Annotated in this window: 22 protein-coding genes; 9 read left to right on the top strand and 13 right to left on the bottom strand. The window is 57.0% G+C overall.

The window, feature by feature from the left end; all coding sequences use genetic code 11:
* Positions 1-31 precede the first annotated feature (31 nt).
* On the top strand, positions 32-1,360 hold the full coding sequence (locus tag C5Y96_RS21885) for a PQQ-like beta-propeller repeat protein (protein ID WP_105357854.1): 1,329 nt from the start codon (positions 32-34) through the stop codon (positions 1,358-1,360).
* A 46-nt stretch (positions 1,361-1,406) separates the two neighbouring features.
* On the opposite strand, the gene C5Y96_RS21880 is transcribed toward C5Y96_RS21885, so the two are convergent.
* From C5Y96_RS21880 to arfB, 5 genes are all read right to left on the bottom strand, one after another.
* Positions 1,407-2,543 (bottom strand): DUF1570 domain-containing protein, encoded by a 1,137-nt coding sequence (locus C5Y96_RS21880; protein ID WP_158261359.1) that lies wholly within the window; start codon positions 2,541-2,543, stop codon positions 1,407-1,409.
* A gap of 54 nt (positions 2,544-2,597) precedes the next feature.
* On the bottom strand, positions 2,598-4,172 hold the full coding sequence (locus tag C5Y96_RS21875; protein WP_409994434.1) for an ABC transporter permease: 1,575 nt from the start codon (positions 4,170-4,172) through the stop codon (positions 2,598-2,600).
* A gap of 119 nt (positions 4,173-4,291) precedes the next feature.
* Positions 4,292-5,593: a Gfo/Idh/MocA family oxidoreductase gene (locus C5Y96_RS21870; RefSeq protein WP_105357847.1), complete on the bottom strand. Its 1,302-nt coding sequence runs from the start codon at positions 5,591-5,593 to the stop codon at positions 4,292-4,294.
* A gap of 206 nt (positions 5,594-5,799) precedes the next feature.
* Positions 5,800-6,552, bottom strand: coding sequence for a UvrB/UvrC motif-containing protein (locus tag C5Y96_RS21865; protein ID WP_105357846.1), 753 nt, complete (start codon positions 6,550-6,552; stop codon positions 5,800-5,802).
* 180 nt (positions 6,553-6,732) lie between these two features.
* Complete coding sequence (arfB, locus tag C5Y96_RS21860; RefSeq protein WP_105357845.1) at positions 6,733-7,173, bottom strand: alternative ribosome rescue aminoacyl-tRNA hydrolase ArfB; 441 nt, start codon at positions 7,171-7,173, stop codon at positions 6,733-6,735.
* A 123-nt stretch (positions 7,174-7,296) separates the two neighbouring features.
* On the opposite strand from arfB, the gene C5Y96_RS21855 reads away from it, so the two are divergent.
* Positions 7,297-8,640 carry a PQQ-binding-like beta-propeller repeat protein gene (locus tag C5Y96_RS21855; protein ID WP_105357844.1) on the top strand — a complete coding sequence of 448 codons (1,344 nt, stop codon included), beginning with the start codon at positions 7,297-7,299 and terminating at the stop codon, positions 8,638-8,640.
* 17 nt (positions 8,641-8,657) lie between these two features.
* On the opposite strand, the gene C5Y96_RS21850 is transcribed toward C5Y96_RS21855, so the two are convergent.
* Both C5Y96_RS21850 and C5Y96_RS21845 read right to left on the bottom strand, forming a co-directional pair.
* Positions 8,658-9,467 (bottom strand): sugar phosphate isomerase/epimerase family protein, encoded by an 810-nt coding sequence (locus tag C5Y96_RS21850; protein ID WP_105357843.1) that lies wholly within the window; start codon positions 9,465-9,467, stop codon positions 8,658-8,660.
* Between the two features lie 297 nt (positions 9,468-9,764).
* Complete coding sequence (locus C5Y96_RS21845; RefSeq protein WP_105357840.1) at positions 9,765-10,652, bottom strand: hypothetical protein; 888 nt, start codon at positions 10,650-10,652, stop codon at positions 9,765-9,767.
* A gap of 292 nt (positions 10,653-10,944) precedes the next feature.
* Between C5Y96_RS21845 and C5Y96_RS21840 the strand changes: the two genes are divergently transcribed.
* Positions 10,945-11,790, top strand: a complete 846-nt coding sequence (locus C5Y96_RS21840) for a hypothetical protein (protein ID WP_105357837.1) — start codon at positions 10,945-10,947, stop codon at positions 11,788-11,790.
* A gap of 125 nt (positions 11,791-11,915) precedes the next feature.
* Here C5Y96_RS21840 and C5Y96_RS21835 read toward each other — a convergent pair whose 3' ends face one another.
* From C5Y96_RS21835 to C5Y96_RS21825, 3 genes are all read right to left on the bottom strand, one after another.
* On the bottom strand, positions 11,916-12,938 hold the full coding sequence (locus tag C5Y96_RS21835; RefSeq protein WP_105357835.1) for an aldo/keto reductase: 1,023 nt from the start codon (positions 12,936-12,938) through the stop codon (positions 11,916-11,918).
* Between the two features lie 95 nt (positions 12,939-13,033).
* Positions 13,034-16,387 carry an aminotransferase class I/II-fold pyridoxal phosphate-dependent enzyme gene (locus C5Y96_RS21830; protein ID WP_233199048.1) on the bottom strand — a complete coding sequence of 1,118 codons (3,354 nt, stop codon included), beginning with the start codon at positions 16,385-16,387 and terminating at the stop codon, positions 13,034-13,036.
* A gap of 198 nt (positions 16,388-16,585) precedes the next feature.
* The gene (locus C5Y96_RS21825; RefSeq protein WP_105357830.1) at positions 16,586-16,813 is read right to left on the bottom strand and encodes a hypothetical protein; all 228 of its coding nucleotides are present in this window, start codon (positions 16,811-16,813) and stop codon (positions 16,586-16,588) included.
* Positions 16,814-17,137: 324 nt separating this feature from the next.
* Here C5Y96_RS21825 and C5Y96_RS21820 point away from each other — a divergent pair, with 324 nt between their 5' ends.
* Together C5Y96_RS21820 and C5Y96_RS21815 are read left to right on the top strand one after the other, a co-directional pair.
* Entirely contained in the window at positions 17,138-18,721 is a 1,584-nt protein-coding gene (locus tag C5Y96_RS21820) for an alkaline phosphatase D family protein (protein ID WP_233199047.1), read from the top strand.
* Positions 18,722-18,809: 88 nt separating this feature from the next.
* Complete coding sequence (locus C5Y96_RS21815) at positions 18,810-19,676, top strand: endonuclease/exonuclease/phosphatase family protein (protein ID WP_105357828.1); 867 nt, start codon at positions 18,810-18,812, stop codon at positions 19,674-19,676.
* Between the two features lie 90 nt (positions 19,677-19,766).
* Here the strand turns inward: C5Y96_RS21815 and C5Y96_RS21810 are convergent, their stop codons facing one another.
* The 3 genes from C5Y96_RS21810 to C5Y96_RS21800 all read right to left on the bottom strand — a co-directional run bounded on the left by C5Y96_RS21810 (position 19,767) and on the right by C5Y96_RS21800 (position 21,913).
* The gene (locus tag C5Y96_RS21810) at positions 19,767-20,297 is read right to left on the bottom strand and encodes a hypothetical protein (RefSeq protein WP_105357825.1); all 531 of its coding nucleotides are present in this window, start codon (positions 20,295-20,297) and stop codon (positions 19,767-19,769) included.
* Positions 20,298-20,314: 17 nt separating this feature from the next.
* Entirely contained in the window at positions 20,315-21,229 is a 915-nt protein-coding gene (gene rsmA / locus C5Y96_RS21805) for a 16S rRNA (adenine(1518)-N(6)/adenine(1519)-N(6))-dimethyltransferase RsmA (RefSeq protein WP_105357823.1), read from the bottom strand.
* A gap of 93 nt (positions 21,230-21,322) precedes the next feature.
* Positions 21,323-21,913, bottom strand: a complete 591-nt coding sequence (locus C5Y96_RS21800) for a riboflavin synthase (protein WP_105357821.1) — start codon at positions 21,911-21,913, stop codon at positions 21,323-21,325.
* Between the two features lie 262 nt (positions 21,914-22,175).
* On the opposite strand from C5Y96_RS21800, the gene eno reads away from it, so the two are divergent.
* From eno to C5Y96_RS28050, 4 genes are all read left to right on the top strand, one after another.
* Positions 22,176-23,462 carry a phosphopyruvate hydratase gene (gene eno / locus C5Y96_RS21795; protein WP_105357819.1) on the top strand — a complete coding sequence of 429 codons (1,287 nt, stop codon included), beginning with the start codon at positions 22,176-22,178 and terminating at the stop codon, positions 23,460-23,462.
* Positions 23,463-23,682: 220 nt separating this feature from the next.
* The gene (locus tag C5Y96_RS21790) at positions 23,683-24,033 is read left to right on the top strand and encodes a hypothetical protein (RefSeq protein ID WP_105357817.1); all 351 of its coding nucleotides are present in this window, start codon (positions 23,683-23,685) and stop codon (positions 24,031-24,033) included.
* Positions 24,034-24,040: 7 nt separating this feature from the next.
* Positions 24,041-24,625, top strand: coding sequence for a hypothetical protein (locus C5Y96_RS21785; RefSeq protein WP_105357814.1), 585 nt, complete (start codon positions 24,041-24,043; stop codon positions 24,623-24,625).
* A 702-nt stretch (positions 24,626-25,327) separates the two neighbouring features.
* Positions 25,328-25,699: a carbon storage regulator gene (locus tag C5Y96_RS28050; protein ID WP_105357811.1), complete on the top strand. Its 372-nt coding sequence runs from the start codon at positions 25,328-25,330 to the stop codon at positions 25,697-25,699.
* The last annotated feature ends 4 nt before the right edge of the window (positions 25,700-25,703 follow it).

Genomic DNA, 25,703 nt, shown 5'->3' with positions numbered 1-25,703 from the left:
AATTGCTTCCCACCAGATCAGGTTTTCGCCCATGACCACTGTTCGTCTGCTATCGCTCGCACTTGTGACGGGACTTTTGATTGGCACCGCCTCGGCTGAAAGCTGGCCGCAGTTTCGCGGACCCAGTGGAGACGGTATCGCACCGGCCAAGAACGTCCCGCTGAAATGGGGAGCCGATGAGAATGTTGTTTGGAAGACCGAGATCCCCGGCAAAGGCTGGTCGTCGCCAGTGCTCGTCGGGGACAAGATCTGGCTGACTACGGCGATGGTGAACCTGTTGTCGGAAGAAGAGAAGAATGAACGATTGAAGGACGCCAAGCCGTTTCAGCGTGATCAATCGAACCTCGCTTCGGATGTTGACCTTAAGGCCGTCGAAGTCGATTACAAGACCGGCAAACTGCTGCGAACGGTCGACCTGTTTCACGTGACCGATCCACTGCCGGTTCATCTCACCAATTCGTACGCCTCGCCAACCCCTGTGGCTGAAGGCAAGTTCGTCTACTGCTACTTCGGAACCTACGGCGCGTGCTGTATCGATACTGAATCGGCCGAGGTAGTGTGGAAGAACAACGACAATGCCCTCGAGTACAACGTCGGCCCTGGCAGTTCGCCGGTGGTTGTCGGTGACCTGGTTATCCTGACTTGCGACGGGGTCAACGAGCAGTACATCACCGCCGTTGATAAGAAGACCGGCAAGACTGCCTGGAAGACCGCGCGTCCTCCTTTCCGTACCGACGATGGCGATCGTAAGAAAGCATACGCCACGCCACTGGTGGTCGAGATCAATGGGCAAACCCAGGTCATCATCCCGGGTGCTCAGTGGGTTTGTGCCTACGATCCACAGACCGGTAAGGAACTATGGCGAGCCGATCACGGCAGCGGTTTCTCGAATGTGCCGGCACCTGTGTTCGAAAACGGCACCGTCTATATTTGTTCTGGTTTCATGCGTCCCCAGTTAGTGGCGATTCGCACCGATGGCGAAGGGGACGTAACCAACTCGCACATCGAATGGACCTTCAGCCGTCAGGTGCCTACGACCCCTTCCCCAGTAATTATCGATGGTCGAATCTACATGGTCAGCGATCGCGGCGTGGCGACTTGTGTGGATGCTGCGACGGGGCAAGAGGTGTGGACCAGTCGCATGGGCGGGAACTACAGCGCGTCCCCCACGTATGCCAACGGACGCATCTACTTCTGCAGCGAATCAGGCATGACGACCGTCATCAAGCCAGGGGATGAATATGACGTGATCGCCGAAAACGACCTGGGCGAACGCATCATGGCCAACCCGATCTTCCTGGACGGAAACCTGGTCATCCGCACTGCCGATAACCTCTACCGCATTCGCGAAGAGAAGTAGAAGAGATTTTGCCACAGAGAGCACAGTGGCTAATCCTGTTTAGCCACTATGGCCTTAAGCCTTGCATCATCTGGCGGACTTCGTTTTCGAGTTCCGTCAGATCGACGCCGAAGTGTTTTTGAAACAGTCGAACACGTTCGGTTTGCGATGGATCGTGTAGCGGTTCGATCTGCGATAGCTCTTTGAGATAGGCATCGTATGCTTCAGGCTTTCGCTTCTGCAAGAAGTACGTCACGGCCCACGCTTGCGAGTAGCGATCCATGGCCGTCGCCGCTTTGCGAAGCGAGTCGTCGTTGATCAGCATGTCTGGGAGAAAAGGCTGCGAGCTGTCGCGGGCCGCCTTTTGGAACTGCTGTAGCCGTGGGGCACTAACCTGACCGATGCCTCGCCAGCCGCGACTGCTCGAGACGTCCGGTGTTTCAAAGTAGATGGCCAGCCCTTCCGAGAACCACAGCGGCACGTCCGCATAACGCTTCTGCAAGCCGGTATTGAAGGCCAACTGATGGGTAGCTTCATGTACGATCGTGGCCAGGCTCCATTGAAAGTCAGGGCGTGACATCAGCCGCTGAATATCGCGAATGCCTATCGTTCGTTTCGAGGCATCCCCTGCACCGCCCCCTGTCAGGTCGAACATCACGACGTAGTTCGTGTGCATGCTGTAGAAGCCGATGACGCTCTTCGCTGCGTCCCCCAGTTCGGCCTGGCCGTACCGGGCGAAGCTATCTTGATTGTCGAATACCAAGGCCACCAGCGGCTGCTGTGGCTCTTCCAGTTTGAGGCCGCGCTGCGTCCAATAACTGGTGAACCCGCGATGCAGTCGCTCGAGCATCCCGGCGACCCACTGCGCGTAGGCCCGCGAGGTGTTGTAGGCGACGACGTAGTGGGTGGTTTCGATGACCTGCGAACCCGGCGGCATTTCGGCCAGGACGGTCTCGATCAGTTGCTCTTTGGTTTGCAGGTCGAAGGGAGCCGCCGTCTTCGTTCGTTCGACGATCTCGGCATTTTGAATCGGCCACATCTTACCGTCAGGCGTGTGCAGAATAATGCCGGCCTCGTGCGTGGCAATGACCTGTCCCTTGAGGTCGATGCGCTTGTCATCACGTTCAAACGCGATCTCGTCCGCGCATAGAGGTGCCGCGGCGAGCAAAGCGAGTAGCAGCGGCAGTGAATTCCATAAACGCATGGGGCCTCCTTCGTCAGTTGGTCGAACACTGGCAGTATAGTACGCCATTGCGGATTACGGCACCGAATCGCCAAAATCGTTACGATCGCGCCAGCTGGCCAGACGCCCAATCACCACCGACAACGCGGCGACCACTGCCAGGTTCATCAACAGAATCCCGGCGACGTTATCTTCCCCGCCAAAGTGCAGCAGGCCGAAAATGCGTCGCGAAATCGTATCGATGCCTGCCGGTAGCACCATCACCGAGGCCGACACATCGTTGGCTGCCAGCACCAGGGCGATCAGTGCGCCAGCGACAATCACCGGGATGTTTGCCGGCAGCACAATCCGTGTCCACGTTCGCCACCAGGAGCTGCCGTCGATGCGAGCCATCTCGTAGATCTGCCGCGAAGTATGCATCGCGTGCCAGTAAAAGAACGTCACCAGCGGCACGGTCACCGTCAGAATTGCCAGCGTTGGATTGAAGATGCTGCGATCGATCAAGGGAGCCAGGGGGGCGAGCCACGGCCGATTCGACCCCCAGGCAATGCCAAGCCCCACGATCGGTCCCGGCAGAGCGAACAAAGCGGCGCACAGTAAGGTAACGAAGCTCCCTGACCAGCGACTTCGCGTCGCGAGATCACTTAGCAGCAAGCTGACGATTGTGGTGATGACCGCTACGGTCATGCTGAGGGCCAGCGTCCAGAGCAGTTCTTTCTGATAGATGCTCGCGCTACTGAGTGTCAAAGTGAAGGCCTTGGCCAGCGACCAGCCTCGAATGAATTGTCCGTCGACCTGGTCGATGGTGATTCCCACTTTGTAAACCAGCCCAGCGATCGGCGGCGCTAGGGGGATCAGGAATAGCGACCATACCACCAGCGATGCCAATACGCGACGGCCCGCCAGCGGCAATAACTTCGCTCGTTTCACTTCAGCGTCAGTAGGGGCAGGTCGCAGGCCATGGGCGAGCCATGCGGTAAGCAAGATCAGACCGATCATCAGAGCGCCCCCTGGGGCGATGGTCAGTGTCGATTCGGTAGTCGATTGCCCGAGTGGAATGCCGGTGAAGACGACTTCGGCATACGTTCGCACGTTGCACACGCTGGCGATACTCATTTCGCCGAAAACGGTGACGACGATCCACGCGGCTGCGACAAGTACGGCGTCCCAGTTTTGCCGCAGGGTGACCCTCGCCAGCACGGCCAGCGGTGTGATTTCCAGGCGGGCATCGTCTTCCAGACCAGCCGAACTTCGCGTGAAGGCCATGCCGGTGATCAGCACGGCCCACGGAAACGCGGCCAGGCCATGTAGCCACAAGAGGCCTGTCCAGCCGTCGATCAGGTTGGCACTGGGATCAAAAGGGCTGGCAACCTCCAGCCACCCTTGCGGCCCGAATAGATCACGCCAGCCGGCGATATGCACATAGATAGGAATGAACAGCCAAATCACCAGCAGCGCAAGCAAGACGCGGCGGCCGATAAGGTTCGTACGAAATAGCAGCAGGCTCGTTGCGATCGCAGGGGGCAAGGTCATCGCGATCACCGCCAATGCGTACAGCGATGTGGCGAAGGCCAGGCGAATCGAAAGAGGGTCGCCCCAGAGCCAAAACGCGAGGACGATCGCGACAACGGCCAGTGCAAACAGGGGCACCGGCAACAGAGGATGTCGAACTGGGGATGGGTGCAAAGTCACAAGCGGAAAAGAAAAGAGGCCAGGGAAATTCCTGGCCTCTAGTGTAATCCGATTTCATCGCTCGCACGATCAGTGGCTTAGACCAACTTGGTCTTGCCAGGAACGGCGATTGGAGTGGGGATGGTGACCGCGCCCCATTCGTACGACTTGGGAGTCAGGTCTTCCTGGCTGTTCCAAGCTTCTTCCCAGGTGACCTTCTTACCGGTGTAGGTCGCCATGCGGCCCATGATCGCACACATGGTGCTCTTGGTCATGTAGTCGCCGTTGTTGATGATGTTGCCTGAACGCATGCCTTCGTAGAGGGCTTTGTGTTCCAGGTCGTACATGTTGCCACCAGGGCCGTCGTACTTCCAGTTGTTCTGGCCTTCAATGACACCGCTGAGGATCTTGGCGTTCCCCTTGGTACCCATGATGAAGTCTTCGGTCTCGTTGAAGCAGCCAGCCATCTGACGCGTGTAGTGGAACATCTTCTGACCGCCAGCGTATTCGTACATGACAGCATGGTGATCGAAGATATTACCGTATTCTTCGCCGGTGCGGACTTCACGACCGCCCAGACCGTAGCAGCTAACCGGGGTCTGGTCGTCCATGATCCACTGCCCCTTGTCGATGCTGTGAATCGCTTGTTCGGCGATGTGGTCGCCCGAGAGCCAAGTGAAGTACAGCCAGTTGCGGATCTGGTATTCCATCTCCGACCATTCTTCTTTGTTACCACGGTGCCAGAGGGTGCCGGCCAGGTAGTTTTCCTGCATCGAAACAACGTCGCCGATCAGGCCTTCTTTGATCTTTTCGACGGTGGCGATCACCGACGGATGGTAACGCCAGCACAGACCGCTAACGATACTCAGGTTCTTTTGCTTGGCCTTCTCGACGGTTTCCATCACCTTGCGGCAACCAGGAGCATCGATCGCGACAGGCTTTTCGCAGAAGACGTGCTTGCCGGCGGCGATGGCGGCTTCCAGGTGAGCCGGGCGGAAGTGAGGCGTGGTGCACAGCAGCACAACGTCGACATCGGTGTCCATCACTTGCTTATAAGCATCGAAACCGCTGAAGCAGTTTTCGTCGGTCACAGCCAGGCGGTCACCCAGCTGTCGGGCCAGAATTCGCTTGGATGCTTCGACCTTGTCCGGGAAGATATCGGCCAGGACGGTAATCTTCAGATTCTCGTCCCCCTTGGTCGCGTTGACGGCGGCTCCGTTACCACGGCCACCACAACCGATCAGAGCCACTTTCAATTCGTCGTTACCAGCAGCATGGGCCGAACGGGCCAGCGTCAGGCTGCCAACCGCAGCGGCGGTACCCAGTGCAGCAGAGCCTTTGAGGAAGGTACGACGCTGGACATTTTTCTGTGGCGAGGGATTAGTCGACTTCTCGGACATAGCAGTTCCTTGGATCGCTTGAAGGTGGGATATACCGGGATATGTGCTTGAAAGCATTAAAAAGGTGTGTGACAGAATTCTATCCAGATCGGGAAGTGAATGCAACAAAGTTTATCCACACGCGGGGGAATAGGCCCGGTGAAAATGGCTGGCAAGTGATCGTAAGGCCATACAGATAAGTCGCTTACGTCGAAATGGCCCCTCGCTTAGCGGGGGTCTTCGCGGCGATGAATACGATCACGCAGTTTTGCGGCCTGTTCGTAGCGTTCGTTGGCCACGGCATCGGCCAGTTGCTCGTTGAGCGTTTGCCCGACGTCGAATTGCTCGCGAAGCGTTTCTCGCAGCTCGATCAGGCGGACATGCAGTTCGTCCGACTCGAACTCTTCGCCGTCTTCCATTCCTTCGGCTTCGTAGAAGCTACGAAGCTGCTCGACCCCTTCGGTCAGTTGCTCGATCGCGTGTTCTGGTGTGTGTTTCTCCAGCTCGATCAAGGCTTTGGCTTGAATGCGGTGGAACATCACAAACGGACGAAAATGCTCGTGGCTGTCGATCCACTCTTCATCGCTCGAGTGATCGCGGCAGACATCCATCAGGGCCAATGTGTGATCGGCGTCGCGGACGGCCTTCTCGTACTCTCGCAGGGCTAGCCAGCAGATTCGGCGATGATAAAGCTGGACAAACTCGCGGTCGATCTCGACACAGTCGTCCTCGCTCAACGTGGCCGCCGGGTCAGTCAGGAACTGGGAGTGCAGGTATTCGAGATACGAATCAAAGTTGTAAGGCCTTTCACCGTCAGGCCTTCCATTGATTTCCATCTGCAACAGACCCATCTCGATCCGCATCTGCAGTACGTCACGCCCATCCGACGCGGTCGTGATCCGGGCCGTTAGCCGGCCAGGCTCAAATTTCCACGTGTTCAGGATGTGGTCGATGTTTTCAGAGTGATCGGGGGAGTCCATAGGTTCCTAGTCACGATAGCGATATTTCAACGTCCAACAAGATTATAGGCCATCCCGGAAATCGGGAAAGGACGCGGTAGGATTGGGGTGCGGGTGCCTGGTTTGCCCCTCACCCTAACCTTTTCCCCAAGGGGGCGAGGGGACAAGGCGAAAAGCGTCCTCACCAAGTCGTAAGTGCCGTTAATCTTTGCGGTACGAGATGTTCTTCGAGTCGCGACGCTGGTTCTTGCGGTCGCTATGTTGGCGTTTCTTTTCCTGGGTGCGCTGGACCGAACTGCGTGATGGCTTGGTGGGGATCCGCGTCTTGGGCCGCTGGGCCGAGAGAGTCACCATGTGCTTGAGCTTGTCCAGGCAGGCCTCCATATTGCTACGCTGTTCGCGGCTTTCTTCGCTGCTGATAACCAGGAAGCCTTCTTTGTTGATGCGGGCCCCCCAGTTCTTCTCAAATCGCTGTTTGACCGTTGGCGGCAAAGCTTCCGTCGCGTGCACGTCCCACTTCAGCGTGGCCTTGGTGTTGGTCTTGTTGACGTGCTGCCCCCCTGGCCCGCTTGAACGCGAGTACGAAAACTGCAATTCGCTCCAGGGGATGCGGATGGACGGGCTGATATCAAAGGTCGACATGCGACTGACACACGCTGGTTCAAGATACTAGGACGGTTTGGGACAAACTTCACACTTGGCTATACTGCCAGGATATGTTGAATTCTCATCGAGAACTACCCTCGTTCGCTGAAGGACCGCAGCATGCCGACTCGGGTTCACTTCCTTGCCTGTTCCCCCCTCCTGCTTCTAGCGTTACTCTCCCCTGTCTTGTTGATTGCCGAAGACTGGCCAACCTTCCTGGGACCGCGTCATAACAGCACATCCATCGAAACGGGACTACAGGTTCCCTGGCCTAAGGGAGGCCCGGAAATCCTGTGGCAAACGAAACTAGGGACTGGCTACGGGATCGGTAGCATTGCCGATGGAAAGTTCTTCCAGTTCGATCGGCACGGCGATCAGAACCGCCTGGAAGTCTTGGAAGTAACCACCGGGAACAAACTGTGGCAGTACGAATATCCAACCCAGTACGAAGACGCGCTCGGCTACAACAACGGCCCGCGCTGCAGCCCCGTGATCGACGAAGACCGCGTTTACATCTATGGTGCCGAAGGAGAACTTCACTGCATCAGCATCAAAACGCACGAGGCCATCTGGAAGCGTAACCTGTCGGAAGAGTTTAACGTGGTGCCCAACTTCTTTGGTGTCGGCAGCACGCCGGTCATCTTTGAAGGCAAGCTGCTGGTGATGGTCGGTGGGAGCCCCGACGAGTTCAAAGGACTGGGGCCCTATCAAATCGATCGTGTGACGGGCAACGGCAGCGCGATCGTGGCAATGGATAAGAAAACAGGCAAGACCCTCTATAAGATCTCCGACGAACTGGCCAGCTATGCAAGTCTGACCCTGGCCGAGATCGATGGCCGCCCATGGTGCTTCGCATTCCTGCGAGGTGGTCTGCTAGGTTTCGATCCGCGCAACGGCAAGATCGATTTTCATTACCCATGGCGGGCCAAGAAGCTCGAAAGCGTGAACGCCAGCACTCCGGTGATTGTCGGGGACGAAGTCTTCATCTCGGAATGCTACGCCCTCGGCAGCACGCTGTTGAAGGTGAAGCCAGGCGGGTACGAAGTGGTGTGGAAGGACGAAGAACGCAGTCGCGATCACGCGATGGAAACACACTGGAACACAGCCGTATACAAAGATGGCTACCTGTACGCCAGCAGTGGACGCCATTCGCATCAGGCCGAACTGCGGTGCATTGAATGGCAGACCGGCAAAGTGATGTGGGCCGAGTCCGGCCTGTCGCGGAGCTCGCTGCTTTTAGTCGAGGACTATCTGATTTGCCTGAGCGAGTACGGCACCCTCCGGCTCTTGAAAGCGAACCCACAGAAGTACGAAGCGATCTCAGAGGTTTTCTTAGAAGACCAAAACGGCAACGCGTTGCTCAAACCTCCGGCATGGGCGGCACCCATTCTTTCCGACGGACGCTTGTTTGTGCGGGGGGATGATCGGCTGGTCTGTTTGCAGGCAATTCTACCGGGGAAGTAGAACCGGTTTGCAGGCAGCTACGTCGCGCTATTCATTGCCTGCAGGTAACCCATGCTGTGGGCCAGCAGGTGTTCGTACTCGTGCTGCTGGACGTCGCGTCCCATCAGTTCGATATCGAAGGGGCCGTCGTAGCCGAGTTGGATTAGCTTTCCGATCGTGGCGTTTAGCGACAGGTGTCCGTCGCCAAGCAGGCAGCGGTTGGGTTCTTCCAGCGGTTCGCAGCCGCGGTCGCCGACTTGAACCAGGGCCAGGTACGGCACTAACAGGTGCAAGTTGTCGAGCACTTCGGCCTGATCGCCGAACTCGTACAGGTCGAGCACCAGTTTGAAACGTGGCGAGTCGATGATGTCGATCAGCTGCAACGCATCGGTCATGCGGCGGACCAGCGTCCAGTCGCAGCCATACTTGTGCCGGATCGGTTTGATGGCGAGCGTCACGCCGTGCGTTTCGGCGTAGGGAATCAGTTCTTCGAGCGCCCCAGAGAACAACCGTTGGGCATGCTTGCTGATGTGCCCTCCACGTGCTCCGCTATAAACGATCAGGCAGCCGGCGTTCAGTTCCTGGGCGAGATCGACGGCATGCTTGGCGTCGTTGATGGCGTCTTTGTAGTTGCGTCCATCACTGCCGGTGAAACCGCCAGCCCAACTGAGTGCGGATACTTCGAGCCCGAGCTCTTCCAGCAGGATCGCCCCTTTGGCCTCGCCGAAGTCGTGCAGTTTGTCCCGCCAGACATGAATTGCCGAGAGGCCTGCCTCGCGGTATCGGAAGCAGTCTTGTTCAAACGACCAGCGTAACGTGGTCATCTGGTTCATCGAGAACTTGGCCATCCGTGCGACACTTTTATGAGAAAAGAGATCTGCCCTGGGCCGCGTTGTTTCCGTCACACGCGGCTGCGAAGTGAAGCCAAGTATAGGAATCGAAGTTAATTTGTAAACGGCTTGACGAGCGAGTTTTCAGAGTTCATTTTTCGGTTTTCAGGAAAGAATAAACAGACGCTTTGGCATATCGTGATAGCACGTGCGTCTGTAGAGGGAGACGCTGTCACGAGATGGTAAAAATGGGTAGCCCACGGCTGCCAGCAGTCTGGGCTACTCGCTAAGCTTTCCTGAACACTGAAAACTTGCCTACTGAAGCTTCCAGGCATCCAGATACTCGACCGACTTCAGCTCCATGCCAAAATCTTTCTTCAGGCGATCGTGCATGTCTTCCAGGTGCCCTGCACCGTAGAAGACAGCGATATTCTTTTTGCCGTCCTTGATGCTCTTGCCCATCACCTCGAAGGCCTTGGCGTTACGCTGCGAGATAATGGTCGAGCCGTTTTCCCCTTCGATCGCTTTCATGGCGTTGTCCATGTCCGAGATCTGCGAGGCAAAGATACGGCGGAGCTTCATGGCCCGATCCTGGGAGAACAAGGCCATCATGACCGCTGCGTCACTCGATTCCCCTTTGGACTGCTGAACGAGCCCCTGTCCCATTGCTCGGGCGAACATATGCAGCAGACCGTCGCCGCGTTCCTCCATGTCTTTGGCAAATTCTTCCGGCGACATATCGGCGTGGACGAAATTCGCAGGCGAATAGTCGACCTTCTCCAGTTGAAACTCGAGTTCAAGCATGTCCTTCATGCCGTTTTGCAAGCCGCTGACTGGGCTGCCGGTTCCCTTGTGCCCTTGGGGGACGCGAGTTCCTTCGGGGGCGACCAGTTCGTACATGACAGCATCGTACGATTTGAAGCGTTTGTTGAGCTCTTGGTAGTAGGTGTCTTCGCCAATGTGAACGGCCCCCACCAGGTCGATCTTCAGGGCACCGTCTTGCGACTGATAATGCGCAATGGCCGTTTGCAGGGCGACAGGACGCTCGCTGGCGTTCTTCTTCACGCGGACGAACTCAGGGGCATCACTTTCGATTTTGGGATCAGCCTGGGCGCTCGATGCTAGCAGGACCGAAAGAACCAGCGTCCATAGGCGACGGTCGATCAGAGGTCGTATGACACTGAGGAGGGGGAAACGTGACATGGGAAATCCTTGAATATCGCTAGCAAAACAGTCTGCATGTATCTTACCCGCAATATACGCAGTTCGTTTCCAGAAGGGAAAAAGAAATCGAAGAGGCAAAAAATAAGGGGCGGCAAGGGCAATATCTGGGGGGATTTACGGATTAGCCCGAATTTTCGGCAGAGTTTACCAAACTGGTTCAATTCCCAATCGCAGACGTACCGATACAAACCGCAACGCAGGAACTTTCGTCATCGTGAAAGGTGACGTCGTCCATACCATTACCGTGGAAGTCACAAGGTAGAAGTGGACCATGTTGAGCTATCGTAAAGCACTGTGGACCCTGGTCATTGCAGCCAACCTGGCTGTCGCGTCCAGCGTGCAAGCACAGTATGAAACCGCATTTCCCGGCGCAATGCAGCCTTTTAGCGACGTCAATCTGGATAACTATGATTTCCAGTGGTTCGCTCCCCCGATCACCGAGCAGTACGGGCAGGACACGATCGATCCGAACACCGGGATATTCTTCGAGTATCACCGCATGTTCATGAACGTGAGCCGCGCACAATCCGCCCCAGGTCCCTGGGACGGTGATGCCACCTACGGTAACCGTGTCGACTTCGGTTACATGACCGACGACAACTACGGCTGGCTCTGCAGTGGCTGGCGTTTAGACGGTCCTTCGTACGACCTGGTCAACCGTGCTGACTTCAACAGCTTTGAAGTCAACCGAACCTGGCGTCTGGATCAGTTTCATCAAGGGTTCTGGATCGAACCGATGATCGGTCTGCGATACGCCCAGTTCAACGACAAGACCACCGTGGTTCCCGCACCGGTCTTCGTCCAGAACAACATGCTGCTGGGGCAGTTGGGTGGACGTATCTTCTCGCACCGTGGCCAGTGGACCCTGTACTCGACCGTCCGAGCTTTCGGTGGTCAGAACTGGATCTTCCGCGGCGATATCGAAGATTACTCCAACGGTGTGGTTGGTGGTGAGTTCAGCCTGGGTGCTGCCTACAACCTCACTCGCGAGATCACCATCGACGTAGCCTGGCAACACATGTACTTCGGTACCGGTATCGGTCGCGACCCGAACTTCCAGGACAGCGACGACATGACGTTCTCGGGTGTGATCTTCGGTTTCACGCTGAACCGCTAAGTCCTGCGACTTCCACAGACAAAGCAAAAAGCCTCGCGAGTTGTCGCGAGGCTTTTTCCGTTTCTTGTCCCCTCTCCTCCCCAGTACAAGGGGCGAGAGGACTGGATGAGAAGAGTCGCGCGAACTCAATTCTTCAGCTTGCCAACCTGCACGGCGGCTCCCATGTTGGCGATGCCGGGGCCGTGATAGTTTTTGCCCAGCGGCAAGATCATCGGTTCTTCGTAGGGCCGGTATGGCAGCAAGGCGGCGATCTCGTCAAGACGTGAGCGAACATCAACAGGCAGCGGGCCTTTCTCGACGGCCGCCACAGACGCTTCCAACTGCTCGATCGTCTTGCAGCCAATCGGAATGGTATGGATACGTGGGTCCTCGATGGCAAACCGCAAGCAAAGCTCGACGGCCGACATGCCAGACTGGTCGAGCAACTGCACATACTGCTCTAACTGCTGCCGGCGAGCATCGGCCAGCCAGACCTGGTTATGGGGATCGGAAACGCTGTGAGGCCGGGTCAGGAAACCTTGTCCCATGACCGAGCCGAGCACAATCCCCATTTCACGAGCGCTTGCCGAGCGGATAACGGTCGAATCGGCTTCACGAAACAGGGCGTTGTAGTTGAATGCCGTCAGGACGACGTCGAACTTGTTCTGCTGCACGAGATAGGTCATCTCGTTGACAGTGGTGCCGGCCAGACCGCTGAAGCGAATCGTTCCGGCTTGCTTCAACGAGGCGATCACCTCAAGCACCGGGCCATCCAAAGGGTCGTAGCTGCTCCACCACGGGTACTGTTGCGGCCGGTCTGGCTCGTGGATCATGAGAATGTCGACGTGGTCTCGGCCCAGCAGACGCAGGCTCTCTTCGACCGAAGCTCGCAGGCCATTGGCATCTTGCGGATCGAACGGCGTGGGGCGGCCACCAAGCTTGGTGGTAATCACCAGGGGGGCCGTCAGATCAGCAATCGCATTGCCGAGGGTCAGTTCGCTGTCGGCGTAGGCCGGGGCCGTATCGACGGCGTTGATGCCGAGATCGACAGCCTTCTGCATGATCCGTTTCGTCTCGCTCACACCCCCGGCAAGAGACGAAGTGTACAGGCCGCCAATAGAAAGCAGACTGACATCGAGGCCAGTCCGACCAAGTTTACGCGTTTGCATGAGGTGCTCTTCCGAAAGGAACGAGTGGGAATCACGCAGACGTAGGCCGACGATCGATCGCGCCGGCCAGCGGGCATTCGCTCACGGCGAACTCACTAACCTGCGCTGGCGTGATTCTCTCGTTGCAGCTTCGACCAGAGGGCCGCCAGCTTGTTGATCGTCTGGCGGATCTGATCTTTGGTGTGGTGGGCGTTAACGAACAGCCGCAGACGAGCTGCCGATTCTTCTACTGCCGGGTAGGTCAGTGGACGAGCGTTGACGCCATCGGCCAGCAGCTTCTGCGCGAGAATCATGGTCATCATCGAATCTCCGACAATGATCGGCACGATTGGTGACTTGTCGCTGCCACCGATGTTCAGACCAGCCTTCTTCGCCAACTCGCGAACCAGGTCGGCGTTTTGCTGTAGCTTGGTCACCCAGCCTGGGTTCTGCTCAAGCTGACGCAGCCCGGCCAGGGCGGCGGCGGTTGCTGGAGGGGAAAGGCCCGCACTGTAAACAAAGCCGGAAGCCGTATGCTTCAGGTAATCGACCAGTTCGTGACTGCCGGCCACGTAGCCGCCAGACGAGCCGAAGGCCTTGCTGAGCGTCCCGATCCAGATGTCGATTTGGTTCGGGTCGATGCCAAAGTGTTCGCACACACCCCGGCCAGTCTTGCCGAGCGTGCCCAGCGAGTGGGCTTCGTTGACCATCAACCACGTCTTATGACGATTGCGAATCTCAACTAGTTGCGGAAGCGGGCAGACGTCCCCTTCCATGCCGTAAATCCCTTCGGCGACGATCAGCACGCGGCGATAGTCTTTGCGGATGTCATGCAGGATCTCGTCGAGTTCGCGCCAGTCGTTGTGCGGATAGGGACGCCGACGAGCACCGCTGAGGTTGGCCCCGGTAATGATACTGCTATGGGCCATCGAGTCGTGCACGATCAAGTCGCCCGTTCGCAGCAAATGGCCGATTGTTGTTTCGTTGGCCGCATGTCCACCAGACATGAGCATCGAACTTTGCACGCCGATGAACTTGGCCAGTTCGCTTTCCAAGTCGCGATGCAGGGCCCGTTCGCCGGAGATCAATCGGCTTCCGCTGGTGGAAACGCCAAGGGTCTCGATTGCCTGAATAGCGGCTTTCTTCACTTCGGCGTGGTCGGCCAGACCCAGGTAGTTGTAACCGGCGAAGTTGATCACTTCCTTCCCGTCGACAATCGCCGTGGCCGAGGTAGCGCTATCGAGAACCTGGAAGTAAGGGTTGGGCAGACCGAGGTCTCCCAATTGTTCGGAAATCTGACGCACCTGGCGATACTCGGGCAATGCCGAGAAACCGTACATCTCTTGCGGGATCTCGCCGGACGAGGTCGGCAGCATCTCGTCGGTCGCCAGGTAAATCTCAATACAATCGGCAACCTGGGCGACGGTTCGCATCGACGGCAAGATGTCGTCTGGAAAGCGAGCGCCGTAATGATCTTCGATCGAGGCGATGATTTCCATGCGTTCGAGCGAATCGAGATCGAGCTCCAGGATGTCGGTATCGGGTTCGATCTGGCGACCGCGATCTTTAGCGATCTCGCGGATTTTGTCGATCACCATCTGCACGGTGCGCTGACGCACCATCGGATCGGAAACGGCCAGCCCTTCGGCATCGGCACGGGCAGCTTCCAACTGAGCACGACGCAGCTTGACGCGTTGGATCTCTTCAGAAACCTGAACTTCGTCCCAGGCCACCCAGCGCTCAAGTACCGGTAGCGTGTGGGTGAGGAAGTGCTCGCGGCACGCGTGACGCTGGATCTTGCCGCTGGAGGTCTTGGGGATCGAGCCACGACGAATGAGGGCCACCCCGTCGACCGAGACTTCGTGTTCGATGGCCACTTCGCGGCGAATGGCCGCGATGATGTCGGTCAGGTCTTTGCGTTTCGCCCGGGGCGCTTCGGCCACGATGATCAGGCGTTCCTTGTCGGCAACTTCCGCCATCACGGCGGCAGCGGTCATGCCGTCGAGCAAGTCGTGGCACTGGGTGACGGTTTGCTCGATGTCCTGCGGATAACGATTCACGCCGCGGACGATGATCATGTCTTTCAAACGGCCGGTGATGAACAACTCACCTTTGGCCTGCATGAAACCGAGATCGCCGGTTCGCAGGAAGGGGCCTTCCTGGGTGTCGCTGGTGTAGGCGTTGAAGATTGCCTCGGTCGCTTCTTCGTTCCGCCAATACCCCTTGGCGATACTGGGGCCTTGGACCCAAACTTCACCGACTTCGTCCGGTTGCCGCTTGGTGAATGTTTCAGGATCGACAATCAGGATTCTCTGGTCAGGCAGCGTGTTACCGCAGCCGACGATCAAGCGGGCCCCATCGTCATCGGGGTCTGCGTCGACGACCTGGTGCTGGTCGAGCGAGTAGCCATCGACCGCTTGAATAACCGGAGGGCTCTTCTTCATACCGCCCGAAATGATGAGCGTGGCTTCGGCCATGCCGTAGCACGGGTAGAACGCTTCACGTCGGAAACCACACGGCTCGAATGTTTTGGCAAAGCGATCGAGCGTTTCCGGTTTGACCGGCTCGGCCCCGTTGAAGGCCAATTCCCAGCTGCTCAGGTCGAGCTTCTCGCGTTGTTCCGGTGTGATCTTCTGCACGCATAGTTCGTACGCGAAGTTCGGACCGCCGCTGACGTTGCACTGGTACTTCGAGATAGCCCGCAGCCAGCGATACGGCTGTTGCAGGAAGGCCATGGGCGACATCAACACATTGGGCTGGCCGATCTGCATAGGCTGTAGCACGCCGCCGATCAGGCCCATGTCGTGGTACATGGGCAGCCAGAAGCAGGCCCGAACGCTACGAGTCGTCTCGAACGCGTACGAGATGAGCGCCGAGTTGTGCATCATGTTGCCGTGGTTCAGCATCACGCCCTTAGGCGTGCCCGTCGAACCGGACGTGTACTGCAGGAAGGCGAGCGTCTCGGCGGTGATGCGGGGCTGGTTCCACTTGGCGGCTAGATTGTCTTCGACCTTGTCGGTGCTGATCCACTCGATCGTTTTGAGCTTGGGGGTTTCCTCGAACATCGGGACCATGCGGTCGAAGACGTCCGAGATAGTCAGCGCGACTTTGGCTTGGGCGTCCTCGGCGATGGCCTGGATACGCACCATGTTGCGGTTACGACGCGGAGGATAGGCGGGGACAGCGATCACGCCGGCGTATAAACAGCCAAAGAATGCCGCAATGAAATCGAGGCCCGGTGGAAACAGCAGCAGGGCTCGCTCCCCTTCCATGCCGCGTGCCTGAAGTTCTGCGGCGATCGCCTGGCAGCGTTTGTCGAGTTGCTCGTAGGTGAGCTTGATCTCTTCGTCTTCTCCGTCGACCAGAAACGTGAAAGCTACCTGCGATCCCAGATGTTCGGCCCGGTGGCGCAAACGATCGACGATGCTGGTGGAAGGAGGAGTAAACGAGTTAAGCATCTCTGGAGTCACGAGCTTTTCAGTCTCCGCTGGGACAAATCGCAAAGGGCCATGGAAGTTCGAGGGGGCCAACGTCTTTGGTGGTCACGCTCGAGATGGCAACCGGCACTTTAACGCCGAGTAGTGAGCAGTAGGACAAGAGTAGGTATCAAATTGGTGCATTGAATAGTAGAGCGGCCGAGCCGCATTCCATTCTCACGGCTGATATCATCAAGCCCACGTACGACCGCTGCATTTGGTGATACGCCCTTCATACTCGCCGATCAGGCCACCGACGACATCCCAGCAGTCAGGACGACGAACTTCGATGTCCCCCTGGCGGTTGATGCGAACGATGGAAGTCTCGGTGATATGGGACTTCTTCAGGTCTTCGGCGGTCAATTCGTCATCGGTCAAGGCATCCATCAATTCTTTGCCTGTCATTTCGATGAACTGCATGGCTTGCAAACTTTCGGCTATGAACGAGCTTAAGACACTTTCGGCCCAGAAAAGGGCAATCGTCCATGATAACGTAAACCGACCGCAAGGGGAGTATCACGTATGGAGATTTGCCATTGAAAAACCGGCCCTATGGGGGATGCGAACTAAGGGTGGCGGTAGTTTTTTCGGGGGACAGGCACCCAGGGGCAGCCGCAATTCGTGTGAAGATCGTGTTGAGATCTTCGTCGGAACAAGTCATCCTGGTTGCCAGGGCAAGCGATCGCGATACCCTACACCGATGCCACCCACCTTCGGCAACATTCTTTCCTGGGAGTCCCGCCTGTGTCGCTTCGTTCGTTTCAATCGACTGCCAATGCGTTTCTATCGGATCGTCGCCAGTTCGTATTAGGGGCCGGCTCGTTGGCCTTACTTCCTTGGCTGGGGCAATGTGTTCAAGGGGCGATGAAGTCGAATACCTCCTTCGATAAGGATCCTTTCACGCTCGGCGTTGCCTCAGGCGATCCTCAGCCCGATGGTTTCGTGCTGTGGACGCGGCTCGCTCCAGAACCCCTGGGCGGTGGCGGCATGCCCAGCGAAGCCTATGAGGTCACCTGGGAAATCTCGGAAGACCTATCGTTCAAGAAGATTGCGCACAGCGGCAAAGCATTGGCGACTCCGCAACTGGGACATAGCGTGCATGTCGAAGTACAAGGGTTGCCGGCCGATCGCTGGTACTTTTATCGCTTTCAATGTGGCGACGCGATCAGCCCTGTCGGCCGCGCCCGCACGACCCCTGGTTACGACGTGATGGCCGACAAGCTGCGGTTCGCATTTGCTTCGTGCCAGCATTACGAACACGGCCTGTTTACCGCCTACGAGCACATGGCCCAGGAAGACTTAGACCTGGTGCTGCACCTGGGGGACTATATCTACGAGTACCGCGGCAACAGCAAGGCCATTCGCCAGCATATCGGCGAAGAGATTCAGTCGCTTAATGACTACCGCAATCGCTATGCTCTTTATCGTACCGACGAGCACCTGCAGGCGGCGCACGCGTTGTGCCCTTGGTTATTGGTGTGGGACGACCACGAGTTCGACAACAACTGTGCCGGGGATATTTCGGAAGAGGAAAGCGTCAATCCGGAAGAGTACCTGTTGCGTCGAGCGGCTGCCTACCAGGCCTACTACGAAATGATGCCGCTGCGAAGCCGCTGCATGCCGCGCGGACCGCACATGCAGCTTTATCGCCGGATTCCTTACGGCCGCCTGGCGAATTTCGAGATGCTCGACACGCGGCAGTATCGTACCGATCAGCCCAACGGCGACAAAAAGAGCCCGCTGAACGATGCGGCGCGCGACCCCAAGAATACGCTGCTGGGAGACAAGCAAGAGCATTGGCTGATGCGAGACCTGATCGCTTCGCAAAGCAACTGGAATGTTCTCGGACAGCAGGTCATGATGGCCCCTGTCGATCGCGAAGAAGGAGCAGAAAAGGCCTTCAGCATGGATCAGTGGCCAGGCTACACCCACTCGCGCGACCGACTGCTGGGCTTCATGCGAGACCGCAAAGTGCCTAACCCGGTGGTTTTGACCGGCGATATCCATAAGAATTGGGTCAACGATCTGAAGGTGAACTTCGAGGACGAGAAGGACCCGGTCATGGGGACCGAATTCGTTTGCACCTCGATCACCTCAGGCGGCAACGGCGAACAGGCCGAAGCGGCGGCCAAGATCCTCACCAGCGAGAACCCCTTCGTCAAGTTCTTCAATGCCGAACGCGGCTACGTCAGCTGCACGGTCACTCCCGAAGAATGGCGCAGCGATTACCAGGTGGTCGAGTTCGTCGACAAGCCAGGGGCCCCCAAGATCACGCGGGCATCGTACGTGGTCGAGTCAGGTATCCCCGGTGCGAAGCGTGCCCACTAACGACAAGATCCCGGTGTCACTACTGGCTCGTCCAGTAGTGACACGCCCCCTCCCCTTCCCCGAGATTTTTTGAGAGCAACGCTTACCTATGCGTACTTTCCTGCTACTGAGCGTGGCCTTGCTGGCCGGTATGACGGTTTCGACCCTGTTTGGTGCCGAGCCCAACGAGAACGCCGTTGAAGTGATGTCGTTCAACATCCGCTATGGCACCGCGAAAGATGGCGAGAACCACTGGGACAAACGCAAAGAGTTCGTCGCCGAGACCATCCAGCAGGTAAACTCCGATCTCTTGGGGACGCAGGAATGTTTGGGCTTTCAACGCGATTTTCTAGCCAAGCATCTGCCTGGGTATCAGGTACACGCCGCTGCTCGTGAAGATGGTAAGGAACAGGGCGAAATGTGTGCGATCTTCTATCGCACCGATCGCTTCGAGAAACTCGACGCCGGCCACTTCTGGCTGAGCGAAGCGCCGGACGTCCCTGGCAGCAAAAGCTGGGACAGCAGCCTGCCGCGGATGGCCAGTTGGGTGAAGCTAAAGGATAAGAAGGCCCCAGATGCCAAGCCGATCGTCTATATCAACACGCACTTCGATCACCGCGGCCCCGATGCCCGGTTCGAGTCGGCCAAGATGATTCGTGAGAAGATCAGTCAATTCGCCGATGCCGACGTCATCCTGACCGGCGATTTCAACGCCGATGAAGGCTCGAAACCTTACATCGCGCTGTTCGCTGAAGAGTCCCCGGTTGTCGATACTTACCGCACGATTCATCCCGAAAAGAAGGAAGGCGAAGGAACGTTCTCCAATTTCGACGTGAAGAACACCGGTGGTGCCCGCATCGACTGGATCGGCGTCGGCCGCGGCTGGAACGTCGTCGAGGCGAAGATCCTGCCCATCCATCGCGACGGCCACACCCCTTCGGATCACTTGCCAATTACGGCCAAGCTGACGCGGTAAGCGATCTGATGGCTAAGCCTTCCGAGGCATTCGCCATCCTGCGATCTCTGGGTAGCCCGTTATGGGCTTATCCTCAGCGAGAGCTTTGAATCAGTAGTTTATCTCTTGATAGATGACGCTTCCCAGGTAAACGCCCAAGATTGCCAGGATGCCTCCTCCGACCCACAGGATGGCAGGCCAGGTTTGTTTCGGGCGTACGAAGGCAAGGATGATTCCCAGGGGAATAACGATGGCGATCAGGATTTTCTCGAATACCACGTAGAGGGCATCGCGCGAGTAGAACACTTCTCCGAAACGCCTTTGTGGCTGAGCCTGCCCCCACAGATGCAGTAAAAAACTTTGCGTGGGGGAATCGTCGGTAAACTCGAAATTCCCCACGGCCGTAACGGCACCGATGATCAGAAATGCCAGACCGATACAGACAATCGAGGCACAAGCCATCGTGACCCGATCGATCGGGTCGAATTGCGTCACGATAAAGACGGCAAACAGCACCAGGCTGATCGCGATCACCACGGCATACCAGTACCAGGAAACAGGTGGCGACGACTCTTCCGCAGACTGCTCTGGCGAGTCCCCGTTTTTTCGATGCCGTCTAGTGCCTCGCTTCTTTCCCGACACGACTCATTTCATCTCCGTTAAGCGTCTTTCTCGGCCAGCTTATGACGGAACAGTTCGGTCATCGCCAGGATTTCGTCGACGGTAAAGTTCTCGGCTCGGGCACTTGGGTCGAGGCCTCCCTGCTCCATCACCTGGTCGACTTCCGCTTTATCCAGCTTTCCTTTGAACGAACTTTGCAGCACGCTGCGCAGGAACTTGCGGCGGTGGAAGAAGAGCGAGCGGTTGAACTCGTGGAAGAATTCGAGGTCGGGAATCGCGGCTCGGCGTTCTGGTTCTACTTCAATGTGCAGAATGGCGGAATGCACTTTGGGGGCCGGCCAGAAAACGCTTGGCGGTAGAATGCGAACGAGTTCGCAGCGGCATTGGGACTGAATCCACACCGACAGGGCGCTATAGTCCTTGGTCCCTGGCGTGGCGATGATCCGTTCGGCCAGTTCCTTCTGGATCGTCACCGTCATGCTTTTGGGCGTGATCTCGGTTCGCAGCAGGTTCGAGATGATCGGTGTCGCCACGTTGTACGGCAGGTTGGCTGCCAGTTTGAAGTGATCGGTGCCGATCTCGGCCATCTTCTCTTTGATGGTCTCGATCATCTCGGGGCGGAAGTTGTTTTTGTTGCGTAGAGCGTCGTAGTTTAGCAGGACGACGTTCTCGAACGGGTCGAGTTCCTCGGTCGCGAACGTCGCCATGTGCGGATCGATTTCCACCGTCACCAGGTAGCCGGCCTGGTCGGCCATGCGGGTCGAAAGCGTCCCGGTGCCGGTGCCGATTTCCAGGATGACGTCATCCTTCTGGATATCCGCCGAGCGAACCAACAGGTCCAGCAGATTCATGTCGATCAGAAAGTTCTGCCCGTGCTTCGAGACCGGGCGGATTCCGATTTCGCGGAATTTGCTCGTAAGGTACGAGATCGTTTGATTGCGAAATTCAGGCATGTGCGAAATCGGTTTCTGTAAGTCGTACTTAGTTGAATTGAAATATCGGTGACCAAAACAATCCGGGGGGCGTGGCACCCGATGGAATGGTTTCTATGTGGTTTCGAGTTGCCGCTGGACGTACTTGGCCAGCAGGTCGGTCTCGATGTTGACGGTGTCTCCCTGCTTTCGCCCACCCAGGGTGGTGGCGTCCAGCGTATGGGGGATCAAGGCCACGCTGAACCGCGTATCGGTCACGTCGACCAGCGTCAGGCTGATACCGTCGATCGCTACGCTCCCTTTGCTGGCCATCTGCCGGGCATACTCTTTCGGGACTTCAAACCACATCGTACACCACTCGCCGTCGTCGTTACGCTCGACTAGGGTGGCGGTCGTATCGATGTGTCCGGTGACCAAATGGCCGCCGAGTCGAGCACCCAATTGAAGGGAGCGTTCCAGGTTCACGACGCTCCCATTTTCAAGTTGGCCAAGATTGGTTCTCTTTAACGTCTCTTCGCCTGCTTCAAAATCGACAACATTTTCCGCAATACTGACCACGGTCAGGCAGCATCCGTTGACGGCGATGCTGTCCCCGATCTCGGCGCTGCCGGCGATCAGTGGACTCTCTAATGACAGTCGAACCCCCGGTCCCTCGGGCTTAAGGGCGACGACTTTTCCTTGCGTTTCAACCAGGCCAGTAAACATGGTGATCCTTGGGCAGTCCCAATTGGGGTTTCGCATGCGTGGTAATGACTACTCACGAATTTAACGGCAGGGAAATTTCCCCACAACGACCCGTCCCATCCTTGGCAAGTGCCCCTAAGATGGGTCAAAATAGCGGCGAATTTTAAAAAACCGCTTGAATCACTAGGGCGATTCGAGCTTTGCCGCATTCCGACGCGTTCGCATGGAATTCGGAAATACACACTCTCTATTTTTCAACTTTGTAAGAAGACGAGCCAAAACCATGAGCATGATTGTCGACGTTCGCGGACTTCAGATCCTGGACAGCCGCGGTAACCCCACGGTGGAAGTCGAAGTGATTTTGGACAGTGGCGTGGTTGGCCGCGCTGCCGTTCCCAGTGGTGCCTCGACCGGCGTGCACGAAGCTTTGGAGCTTCGCGACGGTGATAAGAGCGTTTACCTGGGCAAAGGTGTCACCAAAGCTGTCGAGAACGTCAACGACGTGATCGCCGACGCTTTGATTGGTGAAGACGCTACCAGCCAGACGCACATCGACGAACTGATGATCGAACTGGACGGCACCCCGAACAAGGCCAAGCTGGGCGCTAACGCGATCCTGGGTGTTTCGCTGGCCGTTGCCAAGGCCGCCGCAGCTTCTTCCGGCCTGCCGCTGTACCGTTACCTCGGCGGTGTCGGTGCTCGCACGCTGCCAGCTCCGATGATGAACATCGTCAACGGTGGTTCGCACGCCGACAACAACGTCGACGTTCAAGAGTTCATGGTCTTCCCGCTGGGCTTCGATAAGTTCGGCGACGCCCTTCGCTGCGGCGTGGAAGTGTTCCACAGCCTGAAGAAGGTGCTCAAGGGTAAGGGCCTCAACACGGCTGTCGGTGACGAAGGTGGTTTCGCCCCTGACCTGGGCAGCAACATCGAAGCGCTCGACCTGATCATGGAATCGATCGAAGCCGCTGGTTACAAGGCCGGCGAGCAGGTTTACATCGCTTTGGACGTTGCTTCCAGCGAACTTTACAACAAGGAAAAGAAGACCTACACGATCGACGGTAAGGAAATTGATTCCGCCGGCATGGTCGACTTCCTGGCTGCTTGGGCCGACAAGTACCCAATCATCTCGATCGAAGACGGCTGCGACGAAGACGACTGGGCAGGCTGGAAGATGCTGACCGACAAGATCGGCGACAAGGTCCAGCTGGTCGGCGACGACTTGTTCGTCACCAACACCACGCGTCTGCAACGTGGTATCGACGAAAACATCGCCAACAGCATTTTGATCAAGGTGAACCAGATTGGTTCGTTGACCGAAACGATCAACGCTATCCAACTGGCCCACGCCAACGATTACACCAGCATCGCCAGCCACCGCAGCGGTGAAACCGAGGACTCGTTCATCTCGGATCTGGCCGTTGCTCTGGGTACCGGTCAGATCAAAACCGGCTCGGCTTCGCGTAGCGATCGTATGGCCAAGTACAACCAGTTGCTGCGAATCGAAGCCGAACTGGGCGACCTGGCCCTGTACGGCGGCCCAGCTCTGCTGAAGCGTCGCGGTAAGTAACTCGCAACGATTTCATGTACCGGGTACCACGCCCAAGTCTGCTTGGGCGTGCCTTCTCGATCTTTGTTCATACGCCCAAAACAGACTTGGGCGTGGCACCCATCGGTCGACGACGGTACTTCGACGGTTGCATCCGTAAAATAGAACCATAGTAGGGGGCCCAGTGAGGCCCCTTGCTTTTTCTTTCGCCCAAAGTGCTGGGGTGGGTTAGACTAGTGACATGAGCGAGAGTTCGACCCCACAGCAAGAGCCGATTACCGATTCCCCTTGGTTTTGGCTGTATCTGTTTGCCACGGTGGCGCTGATCCTGCTGATTGTCTTCCAAGGGAAGCTCAATATCCGGCAGGCCAACATCGAACGGCAGCACCAGGCACGTCAGATTGCCAATCATGGGGACGAGGTCGCCAGCGATTCATCGGTGGTGGTATCGAGCCCTGGCAACACGTTGATCGGGTGGAACTACCTGGTTGCCGTGCTGGGCCTATTGGTTGCGGTCGGATGGATCCGGCTGTGGTATGTGCGGTTTCGCAACTGGGGAAAAGAGACGCCCGAGACTTCAACCTCACGGTGATTAGCGTATGTGGATCTTCGAACAATCATTGCCAATCATCATCATGGCCGTCATCGGCGGCGCGATTCTCGCCGGCACGATGCTGCAAACCGGTAAGCAGCTTTTCCTGTACCTGCTGATTGGTTGGATCGCTGTTTGTGCCCTGCTGTTGGCCGTGGAATACTCGATCGTTACCGAAGGGGAACGCATCGAAGCGGTGATCTATCAGATTGCGGAAGCCCTGGAGGCCAACGATGCCGAAGCGGTGAAGTCGTATATCTCCGACGACTCGCCGCAGCTCAAAGCCGAAGCCCAACGGCAGATGGCCTACGTGCAGATCGAAAGCGTCAAGCTGAAACGAAACCTGGAAGTCACCATCAACCCCGGCAGCACACCCATCATTGGGGTGGCCAAGCTGAACGTAAAAATGACCGGGCATCTGAAGAACAACCAGGAATGGAACGGCGATTTCGCCACGTTCATGGTTCTCACCTTTCAGCAAGATCCCGACGGCGAGTGGCGCGTGATCTCTTACCAGTTTTTCGACCCGCGCGGAGAACAGGCAGGCGAGATAACCCCACCTATTTCGGCTGTGTTGCTTCCGGGATTTTGAAAAATATTACGCGGAATGCCAATTACGGTAATTTCCGTAGTCAAAGAGAAGGTAAACTTCGGTTTGTAAATCGGGGCTTAAGGCGTCGCTTGCCAGCGCACACTTTCATCACCGCTCAATACCAAGCCCCAGCCCGGCCATATGACCTGAGTCGCTTTATCAGCGGCACGCTGCCCTTGGTCATGTGGCTGGGCACTTTTTCTGCGCGGGCTATAAAAGGTCTTCTCTAAGTAAGACCGGGGGGACGGAAGAAGAGTAACCACCGATGGTCACGGATGAGAAGAAGCCGCGACCATTGCCCTGGGACACCCTATGTAAGGGATCCTTATTCGTTACCGCTTCTTCCTCTCCGTGGCCATCTGTGTAATCGGTGGTCAAAATCTTCTCTCGCATCCTCACTGTGCGTTAATGCACGGTTGCCAGCAGTTCTTATCCACGGTCACTATTCCAACTGAGGGGACTTTGGCAATTCTTCCTCTGCCAAATTGTCATTTCGACAAATCTAGTTGCCAAAACATTGGAAATTTGTACACTACTTGGCAGCTCGGCAAATGGACAGATTTACACTAAAGCCAATGAAATGAACCATTTAAGACCAAATCGCGTCTTTTGGTCATAGTTTGGCACGGTCTGTGCAATTGCTCAGAGATACCAAAACAACCACTTAAGGATTTCCCCCTTTTTGCAACGGAGTGTAAACCCATGTTAGTTCTGACTCGCAAGCAGCAGCAGCAAATCCAAATCGGCGAAGGCGTCACCATCACCATCTTGAAGGTGAAGGGAAACACGGTTCGTATTGGGATCGAAGCCCCCAACGACGTGAAGATCGTTCGTGCCGAATTGGAACCTGAAGAGGAAGCTGCTCCTGCTGCCGACGAAGTCGAGCCTCAGTCAACCGTGTCGCGGATCGATCAGATCGAAACAGCGACCGCTGGTAGCCAGGCTCAGGAAGACTACCGCGTCCTCTCCTTCCGCGTGAAGCAAGAGTCGACCGACGTCAAGCGAAACGATTCGCCGCGAGCCGCCAGCATGCGTGACTTTCTCGCTGCCCGCGCTGCTAACTCGGTAGGTTAAGCGG

Source organism: Blastopirellula marina (genome assembly GCF_002967715.1).
GTDB classification, from domain to species: domain Bacteria; phylum Planctomycetota; class Planctomycetia; order Pirellulales; family Pirellulaceae; genus Bremerella; species Bremerella marina_B.
This window is presented reverse-complemented; position numbering and strand designations above follow the sequence as displayed.

What these genes read in the sequence shown, in the direction of transcription:
- arfB (WP_105357845.1), bottom strand. Translation starts at nt 7,173, where the DNA reads ATGTCGACCTTTGATATCAGCCCGTCCATCCGCATCCCCTGGAGCGAA.
- rsmA (WP_105357823.1), bottom strand. Translation starts at nt 21,229, where the DNA reads ATGCCTGAATTTCGCAATCAAACGATCTCGTACCTTACGAGCAAATTC.
- C5Y96_RS21850 (WP_105357843.1), bottom strand. Translation starts at nt 9,467, where the DNA reads ATGGCCAAGTTCTCGATGAACCAGATGACCACGTTACGCTGGTCGTTT.
- C5Y96_RS21800 (WP_105357821.1), bottom strand. Translation starts at nt 21,913, where the DNA reads ATGTTTACTGGCCTGGTTGAAACGCAAGGAAAAGTCGTCGCCCTTAAG.
- C5Y96_RS21855 (WP_105357844.1), top strand. Translation starts at nt 7,297, where the DNA reads ATGCCGACTCGGGTTCACTTCCTTGCCTGTTCCCCCCTCCTGCTTCTA.
- C5Y96_RS21825 (WP_105357830.1), bottom strand. Translation starts at nt 16,813, where the DNA reads ATGCAGTTCATCGAAATGACAGGCAAAGAATTGATGGATGCCTTGACC.
- C5Y96_RS21865 (WP_105357846.1), bottom strand. Translation starts at nt 6,552, where the DNA reads ATGGACTCCCCCGATCACTCTGAAAACATCGACCACATCCTGAACACG.
- eno (WP_105357819.1), top strand. Translation starts at nt 22,176, where the DNA reads ATGAGCATGATTGTCGACGTTCGCGGACTTCAGATCCTGGACAGCCGC.
- C5Y96_RS21870 (WP_105357847.1), bottom strand. Translation starts at nt 5,593, where the DNA reads ATGTCCGAGAAGTCGACTAATCCCTCGCCACAGAAAAATGTCCAGCGT.
- C5Y96_RS21790 (WP_105357817.1), top strand. Translation starts at nt 23,683, where the DNA reads ATGAGCGAGAGTTCGACCCCACAGCAAGAGCCGATTACCGATTCCCCT.
- C5Y96_RS21840 (WP_105357837.1), top strand. Translation starts at nt 10,945, where the DNA reads ATGTTGAGCTATCGTAAAGCACTGTGGACCCTGGTCATTGCAGCCAAC.
- C5Y96_RS21885 (WP_105357854.1), top strand. Translation starts at nt 32, where the DNA reads ATGACCACTGTTCGTCTGCTATCGCTCGCACTTGTGACGGGACTTTTG.
- C5Y96_RS21845 (WP_105357840.1), bottom strand. Translation starts at nt 10,652, where the DNA reads ATGTCACGTTTCCCCCTCCTCAGTGTCATACGACCTCTGATCGACCGT.
- C5Y96_RS28050 (WP_105357811.1), top strand. Translation starts at nt 25,328, where the DNA reads ATGTTAGTTCTGACTCGCAAGCAGCAGCAGCAAATCCAAATCGGCGAA.
- C5Y96_RS21815 (WP_105357828.1), top strand. Translation starts at nt 18,810, where the DNA reads ATGCGTACTTTCCTGCTACTGAGCGTGGCCTTGCTGGCCGGTATGACG.
- C5Y96_RS21835 (WP_105357835.1), bottom strand. Translation starts at nt 12,938, where the DNA reads ATGCAAACGCGTAAACTTGGTCGGACTGGCCTCGATGTCAGTCTGCTT.
- C5Y96_RS21880 (WP_158261359.1), bottom strand. Translation starts at nt 2,543, where the DNA reads ATGCGTTTATGGAATTCACTGCCGCTGCTACTCGCTTTGCTCGCCGCG.
- C5Y96_RS21785 (WP_105357814.1), top strand. Translation starts at nt 24,041, where the DNA reads ATGTGGATCTTCGAACAATCATTGCCAATCATCATCATGGCCGTCATC.